This window comes from Ktedonobacter sp. SOSP1-52, assembly GCF_016587395.1.
Map to the genome: position 1 here is coordinate 111,973 of NZ_BNJH01000008.1, position 24,171 is coordinate 136,143.

Consider the following 24,171-nt stretch of genomic DNA (forward strand, 5'->3'; position numbering starts at 1 on the left):
CTTGACCGCTTTTCAAGAGGTCGTGCAAAAGACTGGCAATGGGCGTGGGTGACTCCACCCGTCGAGCGGTCGCTTTGAAGAGGCCAACATCCTTCACCACTCTGGCTGAAAGGCACAGCGTTCTCAGCAATCATCTTGCCATAGCTTTGATAGATGGGAGCAGGAAACACTGGAGTGAACCCAAATGACCAGACCAAGGGCTGAGGAAGAGCGTGGTACAGTGAAAAGAGAAACAATGAAAAGGAGCCAACAGATGAGCGGAAGGGTTCACTCACAAGCATTGAAACTGATGATTGTACACCAGTTAGCAACAGGCGAACGGCGTCCTGCCCAAGTCTGCCGAGAGCATAACCTGGCACCCAGTGTGGTCTCACGCTGGCAAAAAGACTACCAGATGCATGGGGATGCAGCCTTTGCCAGCAAAAGAGAAGCAGAGCCATCTGCTGAAGCGAAAATTGCCGAATTGGAGCGTTTTTGTGGACAGTTGGCAATGGAGAATGCGTTGTTAAAAAAAGCGTTGGGCATGCTCCCATTGAGCAACGGCATGCAGTAGTTGAGCACGCCAGCCAACAGGAGCACATGCCCCTCTCCACTCGCCAGCTCTGCCAGCTCTTGCAGATCAATCGGGCATGGTATTACGCCAAACAGCACAAAGGCACCACCAGCCATGCCCAAGAGGAACAGGTGGCCTTGCGCGATGAGATCGAGCAGATCGTGCTACAATTTCCAGGCTACGGCTATCGGCGGGTGACGGCCGCCTTGAAGCGAGCCGGCTGGTGCGTCAATCACAAGCGAGTGTTACGTATCATGCGGGAAGAGTCCTTGTTGTGTCACCTGAAACGCCATTTTGTGCGCACGACGGATGCTCACCATCCCTACACGGTCTATCCCAACCTGGTCAATGGCCGCACGCCAGATGCTCCGGATGTCATCTGGGTGGCCGACTTAACCTACATTCGGCTCAGGAACGAGTTTGTGTACCTGGCGTGCATTCTGGATGCGTCCTCCCGACGATGTGTGGGATGGAACCTCTCACGCCGAATGGATGCCGGACTTGTCCTTGGCGCCCTGGAGGTTGCGCTTGCCATACGAGACGTGAAGCCAGGGCTCATTCATCATTCCGATCGCGGGGTCCAGTATGCCTGTATAGCGTACGTCGAACGGCTTGAGAGCATGGGTATCCAGATCAGTATGTCGGCCAAGGGCAATGTCTACGACAATGCCAAGGCGGAGAGTTTCTTCAAGACCTTAAAACAAGAGGAGGTGTATCTCAAAGCCTATCAGACCTTTGAAGAGGCACGCAACAATATTGGACACTTTCTTGACGATGTCTACAACACCAAGCGTTTGCATTCGAGCCTGGGGTATGTGCCTCCTGCTGAATTTGAGGCCGCCTATTACCAGCAGATGTTGTCTTGACTTCATCTCTGGTCTGGCTTGAAGCGTTCACTCCAGTGTTTCTCCTCTCCCTCAAAAGCAAGCGACAAGGAAAACCTTTTTTAGTTCTCTTCATTCGAGAGCAATGCGGCCTCTTGTTCACCACCAAGCGTTTGCTTTTTCGCCTGGTGCCTCTGAAGAAGCGGAAGAGCGATCCATACACAAACCATGGCGAGGAGAGTAATGAGCGAAGCTGAGGCATAGACTTGAAAATGCCCCCACGCTGTGTAGATGAAACCGCCAATAAGTGGTCCGACAACCCATCCAAGCGATTGCAACGATTGTGTCGCTCCACTCACACGACCTTGTTCGTGTCGTCCAACCATTTCAGAGATGAGACCTCGCAGAGCGTTTTCAACAAGGCTACCTGAACCTGCGAAGAGTACAATACCGACAAGCAAGAGAATCGGTGTGGCGAGAAACGTGATAGAACCAAGCACGAGGTAGCTGATGCCGACCAGCACGAAGGCTATGAGACCGAGCTTTATGTTTCCCAGCATTGCGAGGAACCTGCCTACCAACACACCCTGGACGAGAATGTCTACCGCGCCGAGCACGGTGACCACGAGACTGGCCTGCGTGACATTGAAGCCAAGGCTATCTTTCATCAAGACGGTGATCGTCGTCTGCAACATGCCCACTGGGAAAGCGTACAAGAACCAGGCCAGCAGTAACCAGCGCAAGTTTGCCCAACGAAACGCGGACGCCAGTTGTTTCAAGGGGTTCAGTTCATGTACCGAAACGGAGGTGATGCGGTGCTCTTTGTTCAAACTCTCTGGTAACAAGAAGTACCCCCAGACAAGAGTAAGCAGGAGAAGGCCAGCCGCGGCAAGAAAGGGGGCGCGATCGTTGATCGTGGCCAGCAGTCCACCAAGCGCAGGGCCAATGAGAGTACCGACACCTGCCGCACTGCCCAGCAGACCAAAGTACTTGCCACGGTCCTTTGGTTCCGTGATATCAGCGACATAGCCAAACAAGACACTGATGTTGCCGCCTGTCAAGCCATCGATGATGCGTCCGAGGAAGAGCAACCAGAGCGCACCGCCAAGGCCCAGGATGAGATAGCCAAACACGGAACCAAGGAGACAGATGAAGAGAATGGGGCGTCGCCCAAAACGGTCGGAAAGCACGCCTAAACCTGGCGCGGCGATCAACTGGCAGATCCCATAGGCAGCGGTCAGCCATCCCACGATGACGGCGAGAGTATTCGGATGAGCCAGGTACTGGACCGTGAGAAACGGAACAAGAGGGACAATGATCGTGATACCCATCGTATTCAAAAGGGCGATAACGAGAAGAAGCACGAGAGACGTGCGTCCTCCAGATGTGTTCGAGTTCGTAGGACCAGCTGACTTGTTCATGGAGGTGTTCTACCTTTTCAAAAAAATTCTATCCTATTCCTTCACAGGTGGAGGAGTAGCATGAATCTTTTCAAACAAGTTCGAGCTTTCTCGCGCGGTAGATACGCTGCACACCTGTTTACGAACTGTATTCACGGAGAAGAAATGGTTTGTGCTCAAAAAGAATGGTAGAGCTTATATTTCTGCTCTCTCCTCGCCGTGCGTCGCATGCGGCGCGAACACATCTGTACGATGAGCAAGAACGCTAACAATGAATATTCGTTGGAGGAGTTGTCAACGCTTCACCCTTGCTTCATCGATATATTTGCTGTGGTATATTTGCTGTTTGCTTTTTGAAAAGATGTGCTCATCTTTATCACAGGGCGTTTCTGTCTGTCAAGCGTATCGCCGGGATCGGTTGTCGCCAGCAGAGCATCGAAGAGTCCCTCGGTTCTCCCACATGTAATCACGACCTCAGTTTCAGGATTATAGTAATGCCCCGTTTGTTGAGCGAGCCGTGCTGCGAAGGTCTACTCCGACAGCAGAGGTCGCTGTGGAGGCTGACTGCTCCTGCACTTCTTCCACCTGAATACTCACGAACCACCGGCCTGCCTGTTCGGAGACGGTAGCTGAGAGGATGTGAAGATATTCTTCTCTGTCCTGGCAGGCATGGCGCTCTTACTCTATGGCGCCCGATCGATGACAGAGGTTATTGGACAAGCGGGCAATCACTATGCGCGCCAATGTTTCTTGCACGTGGCGCGTTTCCCCGCCATAGCCTATCCCATTAGTCTCGTCATGTTTGCCGCCTTGCTCGCAGTGTGCTGGCCGAACCCTACTATGCAAGTTGGCATGGCGCATCTTGGATTCAATGTCCTGCTGACCTGTTGTTGTGTGCCTCTGGCTAGTCCACTTACCTGGCTGCTTACCTCTTTGATGCCCTCAGGAGAAAAAGTGTCTGTACGCCATATCTCAGAGTCTACCAGCTATCCCAGGCCCTCGCCAGTAGCAGATGGATGATCGGCAAAACGCGTTCGTTCGTCTCTATTGTCCTGGTTATCCACATGTTTCCCACATCGAAAGAGAGCAATGTGGAAATCTGAACAAGAAAGAAACCACGAGTCGCCCAAAATGTAAGTAACACACCGCCGGGGAAGTGTCAATTGCTACATAACGCCCTTCTCCCTGAATACAACCTGGCTCCAAAGGAAACGTAGTACTCAACAGATGTTGTAATGTTAGGTAGCATAAGCGCACGCTTTCCTTGGCGAGGAGAAGATGCCGAGACGTATATCTTACCGGTTACAATGGTTCGCGCCGAACCAGGAATACACCGTCTTTCACGATGGGAGGCTGCTCATTCCCCACGTCAAGCCAGTTGGTTCGCACTGGTTTGACTGGCTTGAGACCATCTCCTCTTTCTCCTTTCAGAGTCGCTATGGAGGAAGTTGTACAGTTCGGAAAGAGACGGTGCAGCGAGGAGGAACCTACTGGTATGCCTATCGGCGCAAGGAACGGCGCATGGTGAAACGCTACCTTGCTCGTAGCACTGACCTGACGCTTGCGCGTTTAGAGATGATTACCGCTGCCCTCAATGATGCCGAAGTGCTCTCCGGGTCCTATCGTTTCGCCGATGTGGAGGAGTACCCCCAGGAGAGCGCAGAGGAAACACGCGCCACGCTCTCGCCTGAATCTTCTCCCCCTTTTCAAATGCTCCTTACAACCAAGCTACTCATTCCTCGCCTGCCAGTGCAGTATGTCTCGCGCCCTCGCCTGCTCACACTCTTACAACAGGGCATCCAGAAGCCACTGACGTTAGTCTCGGCCCCCGCAGGCTCCGGCAAGACAACGCTGCTGGCGGAATGGGCCTCTACCACAAATCTCCCGGTGGCTTGGATCTCGCTCGAGCCAACAGATAACGACCCGTTGGTTTTCCTTTCCTACCTTAAGGCCGCCCTGGCAAGTCTGGATACATCTATTGACTGCGCCATGCGGGCGTATCAATGCAACGACGTGCAGGACATCAAGAGAGTGCTCACCGGTATTCTCAACGATCTCACATACCTGCTGAAGCAAGATGCAGTTGTGATTCTAGACGACTATCATGTTTTGACCGCGAACACCATTCATTCCCTGCTGCATTTTCTGCTTGATCATCTCTCCCCTCACTTCCATCTGATCATCGGAACACGTGTTGATCCTCCTTTGCACCTGGCGCGCCTACGGGCGCGGGGCCAGTTAAGCGAAGTACGCACTGAAGCGTTGCGCTTTGTCTCAGGTGAGGTCGAAGCTCTCGTACGTACCATGGGACTTGCGCTCTCTAGTGAGGCAACGAGCTTATTGGAACAACGCACAGAAGGCTGGATTGCTGGCGTGCAATTGTTATCGCTCGCTCTCCGTGCACAACCCGATGCGACGGCCTTTCTACAGACATTTCGCGGCACGCATCGATTTTTCCTCGACTATGTGAGTGAAGAGGTGCTGACGCAGCAGACACCCGAAACGCAACGCTTTCTGCTATTGACCTCCATTCTGGATCGAATGATGGGGCCGCTCTGTGACGCGGTCACGGAACTACCCGGCCCCTGCGGGCAAACCCGACTTGAGGCGCTACTGCGGGCCAATCTCTTTATAAGCGCGCTGGATGACACGCAAACCTGGTATCGTTACCATCCACTCTTCGCCAATGCCCTACGCGCCCAGCTTCAAAAGCTCGAACCAGAGCTGATCCCGCGACTCTATCAACGCGCAAGCGACTGGTACGAGCAGCAAGAGCGCAGAGAAGAGGCGTGCGATTACGCTTTTCTGGCCGGCGATCTACCGCGCGCTGCGCGCCTGGTCGCGCGGATTTTGCCTCATATGGTGGAGCAGGGACGATTCGAGCGGCTCAAGTACTGGTTAAGCCAGCTTCCACCAGACCTGATTGCCACGTCGCCTCAACTCTATATCACTCTGCCCTGGCTCCATGCGCTGAGTAAACGCACGCCCGAACACGCTGAACGGGCGCTCCAAAGCATGGAACAGTATGTGCAAGGGCAGCAGCAGAGCGAGGCTGCCTCCTGGGCCGAGCCGCAGAGCGTCCTAACCCTCTTCCGCGCGCTTACTGCGTTATCGCAAAGTAATCCATTACAAGCATTCAACCTTGTACGCGAGGCACTGCGTACCCTGACGTCACATGAAACTGACTTGAGCTTGCTGCTCAGACGCTTTCTCCAGATCATTCTCAGTCTTACTTATGGCGTGCGTGGCGATCTGGTGGCAGCTGAGCACATACTGCTCAACCTCAGTGTCTCACAATCAGCGGAATCGCTCTCACTCATACACATGGCGGCAACGTTCCTGCTGGGCGAATTACGCAAAGCCCAGAGCCAGTTACGCAAAGCAGGAACACTGTATGATGGTATCTTTTGGACATTCGGAGCACGGCAGGATCTTCCGTCTACGCCTCTGCTCCTGGTGAGTTTCACTCTGATGCGTAGAGCCTGCTTGCTGTACGAGTGGAACCGTTTGCCAGAAGCCGCGAGCGCGATACAACAGGTCGTAGAGGTCATTCCACGCGTGATACTGGAGATCATACCGCCTCCGGCCCAGAGTCCTCTGTACGCATTCGGTCTCTGGGTACAGGCGCGCATTGAACTGGCGCAGGGACAACCAGAGGCCGCCAAGCATTTTCTGGAACTGGTACGCAAGCAGCCAGAAATAGGCGGTGAGTTACCTCAAGGCAAGGAACGGTCACCGGTAGATGTGCCCACGCTCGCCGCGCGTCTTGCCCTCGCCTGCGATCAGGTGGAAGAGGCCGAGTATTGGATAGGCACCTGCGGGATACGCTATGATGACGCCCCCGTTACGCTTTTGGAAAGCCGACAGATGTTGGCGTATCTGACACTTGCGCGTATCTTGATCGTGCGTGGACGTGCCCAAAGAACGGGAACACCGCTCTCACAGGCCCTGGTCTTGCTCGAAAACTGGCGCGACTGTGCGTCGCGCCTGGGCTTTCATGGCTGGTTGATTGAGGTTCAGGTGCTCACGGCGCTCGCCCTGCAAGCACAGGGCAAAACAAGGCAGGCGCTTGTCACGCTCGGTCCCGTTCTGGCCCAGGCAGAGCGGGAGGGGTATATACGGCTTTTCGCTGATGAAGGCCAGCCAATGGCGCGTTTGCTCGCGCAGGTCTCCGCATATACCACGGCCTCGCCCGGTTATGTCCAGCAACTTCAGGCCACCATCCCTTTCACACACCAGATGGCTCTCGGTTCAACACAGCCAGAAGCATCGCAATCGCTCATAGAGCCTTTGAGTGCTCGTGAAGTGGAAGTGCTCTCGCTTCTGGCCAATGGCGCGTCCAATCAGCAGATCGCAGACCACCTGGTAATCAGCCTCAATACAGCCAAGCGCCACGTCAAACACATCCTGGCAAAGCTCTCTGTAACGAACCGGACGCAGGCAGTTGCGCGCGCCCACGCACTCCACCTGCTTGAATGAAGCCCAGAATACTCCCTGGTAATGCTCACAAAGGGGCATGGCTGTTTCTTCCAACTGCGCTATGCTATGTAGCGACAACGATCAAACGATTGATTGACAACGCAATGTATCGGAAGGAGTTACCCGATGTCTCGAATTAGCTTGCAAGAGTTCCAGTCACAGGAAACAAAGCGAGACCTCCATGTCTTCTATGCACAACTACGCTCTATGGAACCGCTTCACTATGTGGAGGATTTGAATTTTTGGTTGACGACTACCTATGAGGATGCGCTGTTTGTTCTGAAGGATCCTCGCTTTACCAAGGACAGGCGCAAGATCTCAACGCAGCAGCATGAGCAGGACCCTCTAATCGCCAGCATCTTCCAGAATATGCTCACGGTTGATCAGCCCGACCATTCACGTCTGCGCCGCCTAGTGTCAAAGGCTTTCACCCCTCGCATGATTGAGCAATTGCGCCAGTGCATCCAGCAGATTACCGATGAGTTGTTGGACGCAGTACAGGAACGGGGAAGTATGGATGTTATTACCGAATTTGCCTATCCATTGCCCATCACGGTCATCTCCGAAATGCTGGGTATTCCCGTCTCAGACCGGGCTTCTTTTCGCACCTGGACCCAGGCCATCGTCAATCAGCGAGAAGACACCCGAACTGCGCTAGAGGCCTTTCTACACTATATCCAGTCTCTTCTGGCGGCAAAGTGCGCTCATCCAGGCAATGACCTTGTGAGTCGCCTGGTGCAGGTAAGGGAGAACGAGGACCAGTTGAGCGAGACCGAACTGGTGTCGATGGTCTTCTTGCTCATTGTCGCTGGACACGAGACGACGGTCAATCTGCTTGGCAATGGCACGCTTGCCCTCTTACAACATCCCGATCAGATGAACCTGCTTCGGGCCGACCCTTCCTTGCTTCCGATGGCCGTTGAGGAACTGTTGCGCTACACAGCCCCGGTAAGTCTCTCTGATGAGCGCTGGGCAAGCGAAGATATCCCATTGCATGGCAAGGTGATCCGCAAAGGAGAGCAGGTGACGGCTGCTTTGATTTCCGCGAATGCCGATACGCAACAGTTCTCAGATCCCACCAAACTGGACATCACCCGCCAGGAGAACCAACATCTGGCCTTTGGCAAAGGCATCCATTATTGCTTAGGTGCGCCGCTGGCACGTCTGGAAGGACAGATAGCCTTCGGTACGCTGCTCCGACGCCTGCCCGACCTGCGTCTGGCGATTCAACCGAACCAACTCACCTGGAACATTAATCCCATGCTGCACGGTCTTACAAGCCTGCCAGTGGTATTCCAGACAAGCGCCCAGGTCTACGGCACGCAGGACGCACCCGCGTAAATCTTGTGCGTATGCATGCCTTCATCGTTTCCCTCCTGGCAAAAGACAGTGCAACACGATAGGCTTGAGCCCGCCGCAAGCCATGCCATGTGAATGGCGTTGGTTTCGCGATCCCGTCGAATCTCGTCAAAACCGATGTAGCTCAGATCCTCTAGCAGGCAAGTTAAAAGCATCCGGATACGATCATGCAGAGAGGCAGGCGAGAGGGGTTTCCTTCCGCTTGCCTGCCTCTATGTTTATCCGTGTGACTATTTTAAGAAGCGGCCAGTAAACGCAGCACCACATCGACCGGCGAGGCTTGGGTACCAGTTGCCTGTTCGACGATGTTTGAGACGAGTGAGGTTGTATCATGAGCTACCCCGCTCGCGATGCCGACTACACCTGCTGCCACCTGGGCTGGCACACCTTTCACCATGATCTGGGCGATGATTTCATCATCAGGCAAGACACGAATAGTCAATGGATGCCCACTGATACTGGAATATCGTTGGGCTATATCAGTCAGGCCAAGTCTCTCCTGGCCGGTCACATCGACTGGTCCAGAAAAATGGCTCTTGCCAGCCAGTACGAAAGCTGCCGTGCGAGCGCAGTCCTCTCGTGTGATCCAGGCAGGTTTGCCCTGACCCTCGGGAATGAGCAATTGATCACCGATGCGCAAGATATTGATGATATATGGCAGGGCTTCGGTGTACAAGTTATTGCGTAGCGCTGTCCATGCCACGCCAGAGGCAGCCAGAGCGGATTCAGTCAGCCCATGCTCACTAAGTAGGTGTTACGTCTAAGGTCCTTTGCTGCGCATTTCCCAGCGACGCAACGGATAATAGACTATCGATGCCGTAATGATTGCCAGGGGGAAGCCAATATCTGCATCCGCGAGCAAATGCGACAGGGGCCCTTCATAACCGATAACTGATGCCTGATTGATTCCCAAAGCCGCGATAGCCAGGCCCAGTATCAAGGCTGCAATGGCCGCAATATCCAGAGGCAACTTCTTCGCATTCGCGTAATCATCCAGGGGATATTGCCCTTTGCGCAACAGATGTTCAATCAGCACAATAGCGCTCCAGGTGCCCAGCCAGTAGGCCATCAATAGCAAGAAACCCTGCAAATTAAGGTTAAGATTCGACTGGATTAACAGGGCCACAGCCAGGTAGCATAATGCACCCACAACCGTCAGCACCCAACGCTTTACCCTGACACCAACTGCTTGCACGGAGAGGGCAAAACTATAGTCAGTTGGTACATTATTGGAAATGATGCTGATTGCCAGCAATAAGATCACAATGCTTGCGATAGGGCCATTACCGAGAACATCGACAATCAGTTTGCCAGTATCGGGAAGAGCCGCTGCGGGGGCTAGCGACGTAACCAGCAAGGTTCCCAGGATTTCAAGGACAATATTGGCACCAAGAATGCCAATGAAGGAATAGGAGAAAACCTTCTTACTTGATGTATTTGCCGGCTGGTGGCGCGTATAGTCAGCGGCATAGGATGCCCAGCCCACGGCGTAACCGAAGACAGTCCCACCGAAGGTCAGCACGCTCGCGAATAGAGGTAACCCTGCAACAGCCATAGGTTTGTTATTCATCACCATTGCTGCTCTCTTGTGGGGGTCGATTGGCCCCGCAACGCAGTTACTCTACGAATTGGGTCAAACGACGGTACTATCGATTACCTTCATTCGACTCGCCATCGCCGTGCCCGTTCTGGCATACTTCTGCTGGAAGCAGTCAGGTTATTGTATCGGATTGATGGTGCCTCGGGATGCTCGGCTGATGATCGTCATCGGATTTTTCATAGCGCTCAACCAGCTGACCTACCTGGCTGCTATCGCCTTCATTGGATCTACCGCTGCCACGCTCATCGCCATTTGTGCTGCGCCAGTGTTTGTCACACTCATCGCTGTGGTGTTTCTACGAGAGCGTCTGACGGGTATCGTTATGCTCGCCCTGGTTGGTGCATTGTCGGGCACGGCGCTGCTGATAGGCTTTCCGGTAAGCCAACGGGGGACCAACAACGCGTTCCTGGGAATAGGATTCGCGCTCTTGTCTGCCATTGGATATGCAGGCATCATCATATCTGGGCGTTTTTTTGCTAGTCGCTATCACCCACTTCAGGTTACAACGATCGGTTTTAGTGTCGGAGCGCTGCTGTGACTAAGACTTGCAATTCCAGCGGGGCTCGTTATGCACTACAGCCCCATGGGCTGGTTACTGCTCGTCTACTTAGGGCTCGTGCCAACGGCAGTGGCGTACGGGCTTTTTTATGCTGGCTTGCGCTTGGTAGAGGCCACCGTCGCTAGTGTCGTCGTCTTGCTTGAACCGCTGGTATCAATAATCCTCTCATTGATCATATTTGGGAATGAGATGGGGGCTGCGGGTCTCATAGGAGGGATGCTGCTGCTAGGAGCGCAGCTTCTGCTTTCGCAGCGAACGAGTAGGCATACTGCTGGTAATGCCGTGGAAGAAAAAATCCTCTAATCGGGATAGGGTATCATGGAGTGCTTTCTATCGACATAATTATCTGAGATGATATGAAAGCTATTATCTCAGATAATTCTGCTCATTTTTCTCTCATAAGATGCTGGGATCTACACGTCCGGTTTGACGCTGGACTCGCGCTCATTGTAGAATAGAAGCACATCAATTTTTAGCTTCAAAGGAAAATTCTGCATGAGCATCCATAAAGCCATTACCGATGCGGCCAGCTTAATTGACCGCTGGTTAGCCTACAAAACAGAAATGGGCCGCATTCCTGGCTTATCCGTAGGAATTATCTATAAAAACCAGATTATTTTGCACCAGACGTATGGATATGCTAATCTTGAAGAGCGTATTCCTACCCGCAAAGAAACAGGTTACCGGATTGCTTCGTTTTCTAAGACGTTTAGTGCCATCGCCGCTATGCAGTTGGCTGAGCAGGGCAAGCTGAACCTGGATGTGCCGGTCAGCACCTATTTACCCTGGTTCACCAACCCTAACGACCCCCGCGTGACCTCTATCACCCTGCGCCAGTTGCTTTCGCATACCTCCGGCCTGGACCGCGACGGTGCGGCTGGCCAGTGGGTCACGCTGGAATTCCCCGAACTGTCTGTCATCCAGCAACATATCTCTGACGGGGCTACGGTCTTTGATCCTGCTACTCAGTGGAAATATTCCAACTTTGGCTATACCATCGTCGGACAAGTTATCGAAGCGGTGAGCGGCGAGGCGTACAACGAGTATGTGACCAAACACATTATCGAACCGCTGGGCCTGCGCCATACCGCCCCCGACCTCAACGCCAAAGCCGAGCAAGAGCTGGCCGTGGGTTACAGTCGCGATATTCCCGGCCAGCCTCGTGAACGCTTTCCTCAGATCAGCACCGGCGTCATGGCCTCGGCGACCGGCTTTCTCTCCAACGTGCCCGATCTTCTGCGCTATATGCAGGCCCAGTTCCCCGGCGACACTACCTTGCTCAGCGAAGAGAGCAAGCGCGAGATGCGGCGGATTCAATGGCTGTGCGAAGGCTTAGAAGCCGACCAGTGTCTTGGCTTTGCCACCTGGAAAGTCAAAGACTGGCGGGTCTATGGTCACGGAGGTGGCTTCCAGGGCTTCATCACCCACTTTGCCTTTGATCCTAACCGTCAGATCGGCATTGCCGTGCTGACCAACGCCATCGACGGCCCCGCGCTAACCCTGGTCAACGGTGCCCTGTCGGTCATCAACAAATTTATCGTAGACTACGACGAACTCGCCAAAGTCGAGCTTTCCGTCGAGCATCCCGAGCGCTTCGTCGGCACCTATCGCAACATCTGGGGAGACAATCAGATTGCCCACATCGGCCAGAGCCTCCTGCGCTACGATCCCGCCGCCGACATTCCCCTGGAATTCGTGGAACGGCTGTGTCTCAATGCAGATGGCAGCTTTACCGTTATTAGCGGCAATGCCGGCGGTGCCTACGGCGAAAAGATCCACTTCACCTTCGATGAAGCAGGCAACGCTCAAACCCTCATCGCCTGCGGAAATACGGTGGAAAGGATCAGGTAAACCCTACGCCAGCAACTCGGCCAGCAAGCCAATCTCCACACCGACCACCGTCTTCGGCAACTTGTTCCACTTTTCTCCCGACTTTAACAGATCAGTTACTTTCTTGCAACACAACTCAATTTACCAACGCCTTCAGTTGAGCGCTAAAACCGAAGCGCTTATTGCCTCCGTTCGCTCTTCGCCTCTGGTACGCCGACCGAGTGGGCGTGCTGGAGATCACTGGCATTCCAGGCTCTTGGCCTTCCTCCTGCACGGCTGACTACAGGACATCTCTTGCTTCTTCATACCCAAGGGATTCGGCTTGTTGAAAAGCGTGGTGTGCCTCAGCCTGTCTGCCGAGGTGTTGAAGCGCACGCCCTCGGTGATAGTGGGCGCGCGCATGGGTCGGATCAAGGGCCAGGGCCTGGTCAAAGTCGGCCAAGGCCTGCTGGTAGTCCTGGAGCGTCGCGTACACCGCGCCTCGGTTGTGGTAGATGTGGGCATTGTTGGGATCAAGACGAAGGGCCTGGTCAAAGTCGGCGATCGCCTGCTGGCACTCATGGAGGGCAGCGTGCGCGTTGCCTCGGTTGTAGTAGGCGTGGGCATTGCTGGGATCGAAGCGGAGGGTTTGGTCAAAATCGGCGATCGCCTGCTGATACTCGTTGAGGTCGACATACGCAGTGCCTCGGTTGTAGTAGGTGGCGGTGGAGTCGGGAGCGAGGCGAAGGGCCTGGTCAAAGTCGGCGATCGCCTGCTGGTAGTCTTTGAGATCAGCATAGGCGGCCCCGCGGTTGTGGTAGGCCCGGGCATAGCTGGGATCGAGACGAAGGGCCTGCTCATAGGCGGCTATTGCCTGCTGGTACTCGTGGAAGGCGGCGTGAACATTGCCTTCCTGCACCCATTGTTCTTTGGTCTGCGGCTGTGGAGATTCCATGTGTCTATTCCTTTCCAGGGAGAACCACCCAATGATCTCAAGAGCGCTCGCTCGCTAGAGCAAGGTGGGTTCCTGCAAGGAGACGCTCTCCCCTAGCAAAAAACCGTTTCAAACAGGGTGTTTTCGCTAGGTTGGCGGCACGTCTCATGCTTGCTACATCCACCAAAAAGTGGGCCGAATCTCTATGAAGCCATTATAATTCGTGAGGTTGGGTTGATCAATCAGGGCGCGCTGGAGACTGTGGGGGGGAAGGACGATCAGGAGCACCAGTCTTCGGCTCTTTGGGGGCTGAAAAATGCAGGTACTAAAAAGCCGTGCAGCTTGTAGAGCGGGTTCTTTTGCTGATGAAGTGGGATAAAGAGGCGAGAAGAGCAACCGTTTTGAAGACATGTTTTGCCTTTCCACTCATCCCTTTTTAGCTTTACGCCATTTTATACTTGCATAAAATCATGTCGCTCCATAAGGGGCTTCTGAGAGATGCGCCATTTTATGGTGAGAAATGAGGTCATGCGCATCACTTCTGGACAGCGTCAAATAGATGAGCTACAATGCCACGCCAGATTATGAGAGAGAACCTGTTTTCGAAAATCGTCTGGAGCGCGTTTCTCAAGCCAATCCTGGGCAAATTTTATGATACAAAAGCGCAAGAGGATGGGAACGGTTCCGCTCGCGATTCCTTTCGCAATTTTCTTGCAACACAACCCCTTGACGAGGGTACTTCATCAGTACGTGTGAAAATCGTACCTATGCAGCAAAAGCTAGCTCAAGGTGATCCACAAATGCCTATCCAGCTTTTGCCACCATCTTCCTGACACAAAATGTCAGGGCCATTGATAGCGTTAAAAAGATGGCTCCAGTTGTCGCCCATTCACCAGCGTGCGATCTTGACAAGAGGAACGGGGCTCTGTATTATATTGTTAACGTGTTTAAATAATAATTGTATGAAGTATTAAATGCATGAATAAAACAAAGAAAGGATCGGTATGAGTGAGCCTTCTTCTGAGAGGACCTTGGACATTGCCAATGCGCTGTTTGATATTATTCCCCGCTTGTTGGAGCGTGTTCGTGCGGAACTTCCCCACAACTCAGATGATATCGCCCCGGAATGGCGCGACATTTTAGAACTCCGGGCCACCAAAGGACAATTCAATTTTCTGCGTGTGCTGATGACGCGCCAACAGTGCACCATGCAAGAATTAGCTGAGCAACTAGATGTTGCACCGCCAGCCATCACTGCCATGGTGAAACGCCTACTGGCCCAGGGATTCGTCACACGTATTCGCGATGAACAGGACTGGAGGGTGGTGCAGGTATCACTGACTGAACGCGGTCAGCGTGTGGTATCACTCTATGAGGAGTTCTGGCGCACGCACTTACACCGTCTTCTCAGCCATCTCAGTCAAGAAGAACTGACTCATTTACAAGGAGCACTGCCTGCCCTACGCCATCTGAGTGAGGAAGAGCTCTGATCGGCTTTGTCGCAAGAAGCGCATCCCTCCTGGGAGAGCCCCCTTCACGTGCGTCTCTCTCTGCTCACCTTGGTATTCCTTGGAGAAAACACCTATGCGACCCATTCATTCCAGCACTCAGGAACATACTCTTCTCGAAGAGGAACAGCGGAGTGCGCCAGTCAGGACACATACCAGGGGCTTCAGGCGAACGTTTATTGCCCTGTGCCATCGTAACTATCGGCTGTTCTTTTTTGGTCAAATGATTTCGCAGATCGGGACCTGGATGCAAACAACAGTGCAGGCATGGTTGGTCTTGCAACTGACACATAGCGCGTTGCTGCTTGGAGTAGTGAGCTTGCTCCAGTACTTGCCAGTGATGATTTTCTCACTCTACGGTGGGGTACTCGCTGATCGCGTCCCCAAACGCAGGCTGCTGCTCGTGACACAATCTATTTCACTTGTTCAGTCAGCCATCATGTGGCTTTTGGTGATAACGGGAGTGGTCCAAGTCTGGCATGTTCTGCTTCTGGTTGCACTGCTAGGCATCACCAATGCACTTGATAGTCCTACCCGAAACGCGTTTATTAATGAAATGGTGGGCCGCGAAGATCTCCCAAACGCCATCGCCCTGAATTCTTCGCTCGCCAATATGGCTCGTGTGCTGGGACCAGGGCTTGGTGGTGCGCTGATTGCATGGCTCGGTGTTGCACCACTTTTTCTCCTTAACACGCTGAGTTTTATCGCTGTGATTATCTGCCTATTCATGATCGACACACGAATGTTATACACCTTGCCCGGCAAAAGGACGGACGGTAAGAAACGCAGCACGCTCCAGAGCTTGCGTGAGGGTCTCTCCTATTCCTGGCACATGCCAGCCGTTCTTCTCATTATAGGACTCATTGGTGGAATCGGGTTGTTCGGTATCACATTCAATGTGATGCTGCCGCTGTTTGCCACCGAGGTCTTCCATGCTGGGGCGACGGGGTATGGCTTCATTGCAGCAGCTTATGGGCTTGGGGCTCTGTTCTCAGCACTGTGGGTTGCCTGGGGAAATCGTCAACCGAGTATTCGCTTTCTGCTGATCGCAGCGTTCGCGTTCGGCATACTTGAGATTGCGTTTGCACTTTCTCCCGTGTACATCCTCGCGTTCCCTTTGCTCATCAGTATAGGGTTTGCACAGGTTGTTGTGACAGCCACAGCAAGCACCGCAGTTCAAACAATCGCTCCCAATCATCTCCGTGGCAGGATCATAGGCGTGTATCTCCTGGTCTATGCAGGTGCCTTGCCCTTAGGGAACTTCTTAGCAGGTGCCTTAACGACACGCATTGGCGTCTCAACGACATTCTTGCTTGGAGGAGCTCTCTGCATCATTGTCGCAATTACTGCCTGGCTTCTGCGTCAACCAGCAGAGAAAAGCCTCGAAGAGTCAACGACAGCGACGAGGAGTGAGTAGTTGACAGAAGAACAAACACGTATCGTTTTGCAAGAGAAAGGAAAAATGATGCCTGATACACATGCACATACCGCTCTTTTAGTGATGGATATGCAGGAAGGAATTGTCGCCAGGCTCGCACAGCAGCGTGACGTTCTCACCCCTGTACGCACAGCTATTGACGCTGCTCGTGGCGCGTCAATTCCCATCATTTATGTCGCTGTGACCTTTCGTCCAGGGTATCCCGAAATTAGTCCAAGCAATAAATCCTTCTCCACACTGAAAGAACAACCATCTTCCTTATTGACAGGGAAAGCAATGGAGATCGCTTCTGCTCTTGCTCCACAACCAACGGACATTGTGGCCACGAAACGTCGCGTGAGTGCGTTTAGTGGCAGTGATCTAGCAGTGGTGCTGAGAGCACAGAGCATTTCGCATCTGGTGCTCTGTGGTATAGCAACCAGTGGAGTGGTCTTATCAACCTTGCGGGAAGCGGCTGACAAGGATTATCAGTTAACCGTCTTAGCCGATTGCTGTTTCGACAACGATGCAGAAGTCCAGCGCGTCCTGTTAACGAAAATCTTTCCGCGGCAAGCGGAAGTGCTTCAGGTTGAAACTTGGAAAATGAAGCTTCTATCGGGAGAGCTTCAAAAGTAAGTTGGCCTAATTCGGGGCGCTCCCATTTGTTCCTGATAAGGCTTCCCCAGGCACAAAGCTCCCCGAATCTTTCCCGGCGTTGCCACTTAGGATATTCGAGAACGTTGAAAGGAGTGCCAGTGCGTTCATGAAAAAGGTGTTTGCAGACTGTGCAGCGAAATGTCTTGTCCCCGAGGATGGTTTTCTTGCGCTGTTCTTTTGCGGAGGAAGATGTACAATGGGGACAATTCATGGGGCGCTCCTCATCAGGTGTTTGTTTCTCAAAAGTACACGCCATGAGTCGCTTCCACATCACATCATATTCTGAGTTCTGACAGAACCCTATTGTCGTAAAACTCCAGGAAAATTTAGTTGAGGGAGGACAAGATCCTGGCGAGAATGTACAAAACAGCAGGCCATGCTCAGGTTTCTGGAGCAGACGCTTCTCGTTGCCGTATTCCATCGAGGAGTACCTGGATGGAACGCATAGTCTTATCAACCCATGAGCCCTTGACATCCTCCCCACGGCTAAAGCCGGGGGATTCCTCGAATCACTTCGAGGCTTTCCTGCTTCGTCGAGAACTGCCTGGTTTGGTTTTCACCGCTCCAGGTCTTATGCTCTCTCCACAGGCATGAACCGTGAGTCCCACGGCAAGGATATTGTTTGCTGCATTGATGTCACGGTCATGATGGACACCACATTCAGGGCAGGTCCATTCACGGACATCAAGCGTGAGAGCGTCGAGAAGATGACCGCACTCGAAGCAGCGCTTACTGGAAGGGTACCACCGATCAATCTTGACCAGGGTTCGACCATACCAGTCGGCTTTGTATTCCAATTGGGACACAAACTCAGACCATCCGACATCGCTTATCGCTTTGGCGAGCTTCTCGTTCTTGACCATGTTTTTGACTGCCAGCGACTCAACACAGATCGTTTGATTTTCACGGATCAGTCGTGTCGAGAGCTTGTGCAGGAAATCACGGCGTCGATCAGCGATATGGGCATGAAGACGCGCAACCTTCTTGCGTGCCTTGTCTCGGTTCTTGCTGCCTTTTTTCTTCTTGGCATGTCGTCTCTGAGCACGTGCCAGATGCTTCTCATCTTTGGCGAAGAATCTGGGGTTGCCAACAATTTCCCCAGAGGACAAGGCCACAAAGGATTTCAGCCCAAGATCAGCACCTATCGCCTTCTCATTGCAAGGCAGATGCACAATGTCCTCTTCTACCAGGAGGCTGATGAAGTAGCGATCAGCGCAATCTTTCGTGATAGTGACGCTCGAAGGAATGGCATCGTTTGGCAAAGGACGCGACCACACGATCTGGAGAGGCTCGCTCATCTTGGCAAGTGTCAGAGAGCCATTGCGCCAGGTGAAGGCATTGGCTGTATAGGTAGCAGATTGCGCGTTTCGCTTTTTGTGGAAGGTGGGGTACTTGGCACGTCCTTCAAAGAAGTTGAGAAACGCTTTGTCCAGGTGGCGAAGAGCTTGCTGCAAGGGCACACTGGAAACCTCGTTCAACCAGGGCGTCTCTTCTTGCTTTTTCAAGTCAGTCAACAGGATACTCAAATCTTTGTAGTAGAGTCGCTGGTGGTCCTTGTAATAGGCATCGGTTTTCTTGCGCAATGCCCAATTATAGACGAAACGACAACACCCAAAGGTCTGAGCAAGCATCTGCCTCTGTTCTGGTGTGGGATACACCCGATACTTGAAAGCGCGTTTCTGTTCCATACGTTACATTGTAGCAGTTACGGTGTAAAAATGCAATACCTCTTTCCATCCTCTCTCCCCCACAAAAGGAACGCGCCATTCATCCCCATGTTTCAAAACAGGGGTCTTCTGGCGCGGTTTGATAAGTGGATCAACGAAGAAGAGCAGAGCAAGGAACGGTGTGGTTTCCGAAGCTCGAAAACGAGCCTAGACCCTTCTTTCCCATTTTTATTGTATCACCTCCTGTCTACTCGCGCACTGCCTTTTTGGACGATTTTTTTTGGCGTTCTTTCCCCTATACTCAGGTGGAAGCGACACAACCCTGGCACACCTGCGGTGAAAGCCCTCCTTTGAGCAAAGATACCTCTTGTGTTTGTGCTCATAAAGTGCATGCTGCATCAGGCATGTGCCAGATCTTCGTCGTGTGTGAAAGGAGTCACCGAGAGGTGAAAGGAAAAGAGGTGTTATGGAGGCAAGCAAGCAACCTGTTCTATTACCGGAACGCGTCTCCTTTGCGCGTATTCCGGATATACGGCCAATGCCTGGCCTAATTCAGATTCAGCTCGACTCCTTTGAATGGTTCAAGAAGGAAGGTCTCCGCGAACTTTTCGCAGAAATTTCTCCTATTGAAGACTTTACCGGCAAAAATCTCAGCCTGGAATTTATTGTCCCTCCTGAACCCTTTGGCAAGCCAAAATATGACGAGGATGAGTGTCGCGACCGTGACGCGACCTATGCCGCTCCCCTCAATGTGAAGGCTCGCCTGATGAATAAAGAGACAGGTGAAATCATCGAGAAAGACATCTTTATGGGTGACTTCCCGTTGATGACAAAGGCTGGTACCTTCATTATCAATGGTGCCGAGCGCGTTGTGGTGAGTCAGCTGGTGCGTTCCCCCGGCGTCTACTTCACGGTGGACGAGGATGCGACGACTGGTAAAAAGCTTTTTGCCGCGAAGTTGATTCCCGGGCGCGGTGCCTGGCTGGAGTTTGAGACCAGCAATAAAAACCTGCTCACAGTCAAGATTGACCGCAAGCGCAAGCTGCCTGTAACAACCCTGTTACGCGCCATCTCGCGCCTGGCCAAAGAGCACTGGCATGTGGAGGACCTGGACCTCTCGACCGACCAGGGTATTCTGGATGCCTTTACCGGGGTAGATAACAATGAGACCATCCGCTATATTCAGGCGACCCTGGACCGCGATCCTGTGAAGAAGGAGGAGGAAGCCCTCCTGGAGCTGTACAAGAAGCTGCGCCCTGGCGATCCCGCCACTCTGGACAACGCGCGCTCCCTGGTGAAGAACATCTTCTTCAATCCACGCCGCTACGATCTGGGCAACGTTGGTCGCTATAAGTTGAACCGCAAGCTGGACCTTTCGATTCCGCAGAGCCAGCGCATCCTGACGCAGGACGACCTGGTGGCAATTATCCGGCGCCTGGTCTCGCTCAACAATGGGCGTGGACGCAAAGATGACATCGACCACCTGGGCAACCGCCGCGTGCGTTGCGTGGGTGAGCTGATTCAGAGCCAGTTCCGCGTTGGTCTGCTGCGTATGGAGCGCGTGGTGAAAGAGCGCATGAGCATCCAGGAGCCTGGGCAGGCCACGCCAAACGCGTTGATCAATATTCGCCCGGTGGTTGCAGCGATAAAGGAGTTCTTCGGCGGTAGCCAGCTCTCGCAGTTCATGGAACAAACCAATGCCCTAGCCGAGATCGGTGTCAAGCGTCGTCTCTCGGCCCTGGGGCCCGGTGGTCTCTCACGCGACCGCGCCGGTTTTGATGTACGTGACGTACACGAGTCGCACTATGGCCGCATCTGCCCGATTGAGACCCCTGAAGGTCCAAACATTGGTCTGATTGGGAACCTGGCTACCTATGGTCAGATCAACCCCTATGGTTTCATCGAGACGCCCTATCGGCGCGTCGTTAAGCATCTTCCCGCTACCGATATGCGCCTGCTTGGTCGCGAACTGCGTGGCTATTATGGGAGGCGCGAGGATATCGTCGCCGAGGATGGCGAGGTGCTGCTCAAGTGCAACAATCCCGTGCGTGTTGATGAGGAGTTGTTCAAGAAGCTGTCATTCTTAGGTGATACACCCTTGAGTGTCAAGCCGTATGTGACCGATGATGTCGATTATCATACCGCTGACAACGAAGAGAACTATTACATCGCCCAGGCGAACGCTACTTTGACAGCTATCAGCGAATTCGCTGATAACCGGGTGTTGGCTCGCTATCAGGGTGAGTTTACCGAGGTCCCCTCGGATACTATTGACTACATGGATGTTTCGCCGCGCCAGACCGTGAGCGTCGCGACCGCGCTGATCCCCTTCCTGGAGCATGACGACGTGAACCGCGCACTGATGGGCGCGAACATGCAACGCCAGGCGGTACCTCTGCTGCGGACTCAGTCGCCGATCTGTGGTACAGGTATCGAGCGTCAGGTAGCCGTTGACTCCGGCCAGGTGATCGTGGCTCAGGCTAGCGGTGAGGTCGTCTCCTCGACCGCACGCAAGATCGAAATCATGGATCAGAGTGGCGAACTGTATACGCATACGCTGCGCAAGTTTGTACGTTCGAATAATGGTACCTGCATCAACCAGCGTCCTATCGTCAAGAAGGGCGACTATGTGGGCGCGGGTCAGGTGATCGCCGATGGCTCCTCGACCGAACTTGGCGAGTTGGCACTTGGCCAGAACGTTCTGGTCGCCTTTATGAGCTGGGAGGGCGGCAACTTTGAGGACGCTATCCTGATCAGTGAGCGTATCGTACGTGAAGATCTCTTTACGTCTATCCATATCGAGAAATACGAGGTAGATGCCCGCGACACCAAGCTGGGGCCTGAGGAGATCACCCGCGACATTCCCAACGTCGGTGAAGAAGGCCTGCGCAATCTGGACGAGCGCGGCATCATCTATGTTGGTGCTGAAGTTGGCGCGCAGGATATCCTGGTGGGCAAAATCACCCCTAAAGGTGAGACTGAGTTGACGGCAGAAGAGAAGCTGCTGCGTGCTATCTTCGGTGAAAAGGCCCGTGAAGTCAAAGACACATCGCTGCGCATGCCGCACGGCGAGCGCGGGAAAGTCATCGAAGTCAAAGTCTTCTCGCGTGAGGCGGGTGACGAGCTCTCGCCAGGCGTCAACCAGCTTGTTCGCGTTAGCATCGCGCAGAAGCGTAAGATTGGCGCGGGCGACAAGATGGCGGGACGCCACGGAAATAAAGGCGTCATCTCGCGTGTCTTGCCGATTGAGGATATGCCCTTCCTGCCCGATGGAACGCCGGTGGATATCATTCTGAACCCCCTGGGCGTGCCGCACCGTATGAACATCGGTCAGATCATGGAGACGCACCTGGGCTGGGCTGCCAGCGTGCTTGGCTTCAAGATCGCTACTCCGGTCTTTGATGGCGCGACCGAGGAAGACATTGAAGAGATGTTACGGCGTGCGGGCTTGCCTGAGAGCGGTAAGGTACAACTCTATGATGGACGTACTGGTGAGCCATTCGATCATCCAGTGACCGTCGGCTATACCTATATGTTGAAACTGCACCACCTGGTTGAAGATAAAGTTCATGCTCGCTCGACTGGACCATACAGCTTGATCACCCAACAGCCGTTGGGTGGGAAGGCACAATTCGGTGGACAGCGCTTCGGCGAAATGGAAGTGTGGGCGCTGGAAGCCTATGGTGCAGCAAATATCCTGCAAGAAATTTTGACAGTGAAGTCGGACGACGTGGTAGGCCGCGTGAAAACGTATGAGGCCATCGTCAAGGGCGAAAACATTATGGAGCCAGGAGTACCGGAGTCCTTTAAGGTGTTGGTCAAAGAATTGCAGAGTCTCGGTATCAACGTTGAGGTGCTCAACGAGGACGAGCAGAAGATTCAGTTTGTTGAGGACACCTCGAACGATGTGATGCCAGAGCTTGGTATCAACTTGTCCGGTTTCGAAGGAGACCAGTAATGTCACTACAGCGTATCGGTGGGTTGTAGCTCCTTGTTTGATCCCATCACTTTTGGAATGCCACCGAGCAGAGGGAAAAACGCTCAGTCAAGTACCCCCGGCTAAAGCACGGGGGCTTGTCCCTAACCCGCGAGGGGTTGAGACGAGAGGCCGCTTGACGACGACCCACCAGCCAAAGGGGTCCCGAGGCTGGCAAGAGACGCAACGTACTTGTTGCCAATGTTGCGAGAGGCGTTAAGGTCAGCGTTCAAGCTGAACCCACACGCACGACAGAGGAACAGGCTTTGAGAACGACGGTTGTTACGCGCTTGATGCCCACACGTACTACACTCTTGCCCAGTGCTCGTACCCATTGCACCAGAGGACGTGGTAAATTGTTCAACAGAGCCTGCTCTTCTTCTGCAGGAAGCCGCTGAGACTCAGTCCAGGCCAGATAGGTCTGGATCTCATACATCACCTGGGCATCACTGGGATCATAGAGGGTAGCAAGGGCTTCATTGACCGCTTCCTGGCAGTACCTCTCGTAGTCCTCAGGGATAAAGAAGTCTCCATCACGATCCACAAAAAGGTAGCCGGAGCGCTCCAGACCTTGCGCGCCGCCTTCGACCCAGAATTTCTGCAACCGTCCCGCTTCGATCATCACCTCGTGAGGAAGTGGGTGTTTCCCCTCGCTTGACGTGATGCTCCCACTGCGCGCTGCAACTTCAAGCACTCACTCCAGATGGTTATAGGACAACCCACCATTGAGAATCCACTCTGCCCAGGCCACCATTTCGGCAGGAGGCTCTTCCTGCCCCTCGACATACGCGCGGTATTTCTTGATCACCCATCCTCCCCCGAGTCTGGCCGCACGACGTCCGGGATCAGGGAACCAGGTCCGCACCAGGGCATCCACCGCCGCCACATGCAGCCACTGCGGGTGTTCATGCATGCGTTTGAGATAGACGCCAACATTCTCACTCGTCTGACTAAACCGCTGCGAGTAGTCTTGCGCCAGCGCCTCAAGCATCTTATGTGTCGCCGTCTCATAGACTACCCTCATCGCGGTCACCTGATCCCGAAGAGAGAGCAAAGGACTATCAGCCTCATCTTCATCAGGTATAGCAACAAGAGAACCCTCCTCTTGCTCCGGAGAGGGGAGTGTCTGGGAAGGATCTTCAACCGTTTCTCCACGAGAGCACGCAGCAGATGGAGAATTGCATGAATGAGAAGCTAGGTCGGTGGCCACTGGGCAAGGTACAGACACTCAAGGGATGCTTTACCTATATTGATCGCTTTTATTGCAACAAAAAGGCTCAGAGTACGCCGCTCAAATGGCTCCAGATGCAGATAGGTAGTTCAAAAATCGCATTTTTGTTGCAACGAAAGCTACAGATATGTGTCAATGTACCCCTGAGTCGGTCTGCAAAGGTGCTAAAAAAGACAGCACGAGACTCCTTTGTCCGGG

Annotated in this window: 20 protein-coding genes; 12 read left to right on the top strand and 8 right to left on the bottom strand. The window is 53.4% G+C overall.

The genetic code is table 11. The features are described from left to right. The first annotated feature begins 253 nt into the window (after positions 1-253). Both JMJ16_RS52300 and JMJ16_RS52305 read left to right on the top strand, forming a co-directional pair. Positions 254-553 carry a transposase gene (locus tag JMJ16_RS52300; protein WP_201394621.1) on the top strand — a complete coding sequence of 100 codons (300 nt, stop codon included), beginning with the start codon at positions 254-256 and terminating at the stop codon, positions 551-553. Between the two features lie 26 nt (positions 554-579). Further along, positions 580-1,419 carry an IS3 family transposase gene (locus tag JMJ16_RS52305; protein ID WP_236602198.1) on the top strand — a complete coding sequence of 280 codons (840 nt, stop codon included), beginning with the start codon at positions 580-582 and terminating at the stop codon, positions 1,417-1,419. A gap of 80 nt (positions 1,420-1,499) precedes the next feature. Here JMJ16_RS52305 and JMJ16_RS52310 read toward each other — a convergent pair whose 3' ends face one another. Next, positions 1,500-2,798 (bottom strand): MFS transporter, encoded by a 1,299-nt coding sequence (locus JMJ16_RS52310; RefSeq protein WP_201394625.1) that lies wholly within the window; start codon positions 2,796-2,798, stop codon positions 1,500-1,502. Between the two features lie 618 nt (positions 2,799-3,416). On the opposite strand from JMJ16_RS52310, the gene JMJ16_RS52315 reads away from it, so the two are divergent. From JMJ16_RS52315 to JMJ16_RS52325, 3 genes are all read left to right on the top strand, one after another. Continuing rightward, entirely contained in the window at positions 3,417-3,797 is a 381-nt protein-coding gene (locus JMJ16_RS52315; protein ID WP_236602199.1) for a hypothetical protein, read from the top strand. A 258-nt stretch (positions 3,798-4,055) separates the two neighbouring features. Next, on the top strand, positions 4,056-7,256 hold the full coding sequence (locus JMJ16_RS52320) for a LuxR C-terminal-related transcriptional regulator (protein WP_201394627.1): 3,201 nt from the start codon (positions 4,056-4,058) through the stop codon (positions 7,254-7,256). Between the two features lie 126 nt (positions 7,257-7,382). After that, a complete protein-coding gene (locus tag JMJ16_RS52325) occupies positions 7,383-8,597 on the top strand; it encodes a cytochrome P450 (RefSeq protein ID WP_201394628.1) in 1,215 nt (404 codons plus the stop codon). 253 nt (positions 8,598-8,850) lie between these two features. Here JMJ16_RS52325 and JMJ16_RS52330 read toward each other — a convergent pair whose 3' ends face one another. Next, complete coding sequence (locus JMJ16_RS52330) at positions 8,851-9,318, bottom strand: hypothetical protein (protein ID WP_201394630.1); 468 nt, start codon at positions 9,316-9,318, stop codon at positions 8,851-8,853. A 57-nt stretch (positions 9,319-9,375) separates the two neighbouring features. Beyond that, a complete protein-coding gene (locus JMJ16_RS52335; protein WP_201394632.1) occupies positions 9,376-10,185 on the bottom strand; it encodes a cytosine permease in 810 nt (269 codons plus the stop codon). Between JMJ16_RS52335 and JMJ16_RS52340 the strand changes: the two genes are divergently transcribed. From JMJ16_RS52340 to JMJ16_RS52350, 3 genes are all read left to right on the top strand, one after another. After that, positions 10,175-10,753 (top strand): DMT family transporter, encoded by a 579-nt coding sequence (locus tag JMJ16_RS52340; RefSeq protein ID WP_201394634.1) that lies wholly within the window; start codon positions 10,175-10,177, stop codon positions 10,751-10,753. The two genes, JMJ16_RS52335 and JMJ16_RS52340, sit on opposite strands and share 11 nt — an antisense overlap. Before the next feature lie 30 nt (positions 10,754-10,783). Continuing rightward, entirely contained in the window at positions 10,784-11,077 is a 294-nt protein-coding gene (locus JMJ16_RS52345) for an EamA family transporter (protein ID WP_201394636.1), read from the top strand. A gap of 192 nt (positions 11,078-11,269) precedes the next feature. Beyond that, entirely contained in the window at positions 11,270-12,625 is a 1,356-nt protein-coding gene (locus JMJ16_RS52350) for a serine hydrolase (protein WP_201394638.1), read from the top strand. A gap of 259 nt (positions 12,626-12,884) precedes the next feature. Here the strand turns inward: JMJ16_RS52350 and JMJ16_RS52355 are convergent, their stop codons facing one another. Next, positions 12,885-13,538, bottom strand: coding sequence for a tetratricopeptide repeat protein (locus JMJ16_RS52355; protein ID WP_201394640.1), 654 nt, complete (start codon positions 13,536-13,538; stop codon positions 12,885-12,887). Positions 13,539-14,521: 983 nt separating this feature from the next. Between JMJ16_RS52355 and JMJ16_RS52360 the strand changes: the two genes are divergently transcribed. The 3 genes from JMJ16_RS52360 (at position 14,522) to JMJ16_RS52370 (ending at position 17,078) form a co-directional block, all read left to right on the top strand. Next, entirely contained in the window at positions 14,522-15,007 is a 486-nt protein-coding gene (locus JMJ16_RS52360) for a MarR family winged helix-turn-helix transcriptional regulator (protein ID WP_201390548.1), read from the top strand. 94 nt (positions 15,008-15,101) lie between these two features. After that, the gene (locus JMJ16_RS52365) at positions 15,102-16,442 is read left to right on the top strand and encodes an MFS transporter (RefSeq protein WP_201394643.1); all 1,341 of its coding nucleotides are present in this window, start codon (positions 15,102-15,104) and stop codon (positions 16,440-16,442) included. Next, positions 16,443-17,078 carry a cysteine hydrolase family protein gene (locus tag JMJ16_RS52370; protein ID WP_236602201.1) on the top strand — a complete coding sequence of 212 codons (636 nt, stop codon included), beginning with the start codon at positions 16,443-16,445 and terminating at the stop codon, positions 17,076-17,078. A 530-nt stretch (positions 17,079-17,608) separates the two neighbouring features. Here the strand turns inward: JMJ16_RS52370 and tnpB are convergent. Next, complete coding sequence (gene tnpB, locus JMJ16_RS52375; RefSeq protein ID WP_201394648.1) at positions 17,609-18,787, bottom strand: IS200/IS605 family element RNA-guided endonuclease TnpB; 1,179 nt, start codon at positions 18,785-18,787, stop codon at positions 17,609-17,611. 445 nt (positions 18,788-19,232) lie between these two features. Here tnpB and JMJ16_RS52380 point away from each other — a divergent pair, with 445 nt between their 5' ends. Next, positions 19,233-22,724: a DNA-directed RNA polymerase subunit beta gene (locus JMJ16_RS52380; RefSeq protein WP_201394649.1), complete on the top strand. Its 3,492-nt coding sequence runs from the start codon at positions 19,233-19,235 to the stop codon at positions 22,722-22,724. 122 nt (positions 22,725-22,846) lie between these two features. On the opposite strand, the gene JMJ16_RS57805 is transcribed toward JMJ16_RS52380, so the two are convergent. From JMJ16_RS57805 to JMJ16_RS55715, 3 genes are read right to left on the bottom strand one after another with little or no spacing between them, the layout of a single operon-like run. Then, positions 22,847-23,077 (bottom strand): zinc ribbon domain-containing protein, encoded by a 231-nt coding sequence (locus tag JMJ16_RS57805; RefSeq protein WP_201394650.1) that lies wholly within the window; start codon positions 23,075-23,077, stop codon positions 22,847-22,849. Then, positions 22,972-23,436, bottom strand: a complete 465-nt coding sequence (locus JMJ16_RS55710; RefSeq protein WP_236602203.1) for a hypothetical protein — start codon at positions 23,434-23,436, stop codon at positions 22,972-22,974. The genes JMJ16_RS57805 and JMJ16_RS55710 overlap by 106 nt, the downstream gene beginning before the upstream one ends. Then, positions 23,437-23,766 (bottom strand): hypothetical protein, encoded by a 330-nt coding sequence (locus tag JMJ16_RS55715; RefSeq protein WP_236602204.1) that lies wholly within the window; start codon positions 23,764-23,766, stop codon positions 23,437-23,439. Positions 23,767-24,171: the final 405 nt, after the last annotated feature.

Bases quoted from the DNA above. Each gene is read 5' to 3' on its own strand.
- JMJ16_RS57805 (WP_201394650.1), bottom strand. From the start codon at position 23,077: ATGGGTACGAGCACTGGGCAAGAGTGTAGTACGTGTGGGCATCAAGCG.
- JMJ16_RS55715 (WP_236602204.1), bottom strand. From the start codon at position 23,766: ATGAGGGTAGTCTATGAGACGGCGACACATAAGATGCTTGAGGCGCTG.
- JMJ16_RS52305 (WP_236602198.1), top strand. From the start codon at position 580: ATGCCCCTCTCCACTCGCCAGCTCTGCCAGCTCTTGCAGATCAATCGG.
- JMJ16_RS52380 (WP_201394649.1), top strand. From the start codon at position 19,233: ATGGAGGCAAGCAAGCAACCTGTTCTATTACCGGAACGCGTCTCCTTT.
- JMJ16_RS52320 (WP_201394627.1), top strand. From the start codon at position 4,056: ATGCCGAGACGTATATCTTACCGGTTACAATGGTTCGCGCCGAACCAG.
- JMJ16_RS52360 (WP_201390548.1), top strand. From the start codon at position 14,522: ATGAGTGAGCCTTCTTCTGAGAGGACCTTGGACATTGCCAATGCGCTG.
- JMJ16_RS52350 (WP_201394638.1), top strand. From the start codon at position 11,270: ATGAGCATCCATAAAGCCATTACCGATGCGGCCAGCTTAATTGACCGC.
- tnpB (WP_201394648.1), bottom strand. From the start codon at position 18,787: ATGGAACAGAAACGCGCTTTCAAGTATCGGGTGTATCCCACACCAGAA.
- JMJ16_RS52355 (WP_201394640.1), bottom strand. From the start codon at position 13,538: ATGGAATCTCCACAGCCGCAGACCAAAGAACAATGGGTGCAGGAAGGC.
- JMJ16_RS52365 (WP_201394643.1), top strand. From the start codon at position 15,102: ATGCGACCCATTCATTCCAGCACTCAGGAACATACTCTTCTCGAAGAG.
- JMJ16_RS52325 (WP_201394628.1), top strand. From the start codon at position 7,383: ATGTCTCGAATTAGCTTGCAAGAGTTCCAGTCACAGGAAACAAAGCGA.
- JMJ16_RS52300 (WP_201394621.1), top strand. From the start codon at position 254: ATGAGCGGAAGGGTTCACTCACAAGCATTGAAACTGATGATTGTACAC.
- JMJ16_RS52310 (WP_201394625.1), bottom strand. From the start codon at position 2,798: ATGAACAAGTCAGCTGGTCCTACGAACTCGAACACATCTGGAGGACGC.
- JMJ16_RS52335 (WP_201394632.1), bottom strand. From the start codon at position 10,185: ATGAATAACAAACCTATGGCTGTTGCAGGGTTACCTCTATTCGCGAGC.
- JMJ16_RS52345 (WP_201394636.1), top strand. From the start codon at position 10,784: ATGCACTACAGCCCCATGGGCTGGTTACTGCTCGTCTACTTAGGGCTC.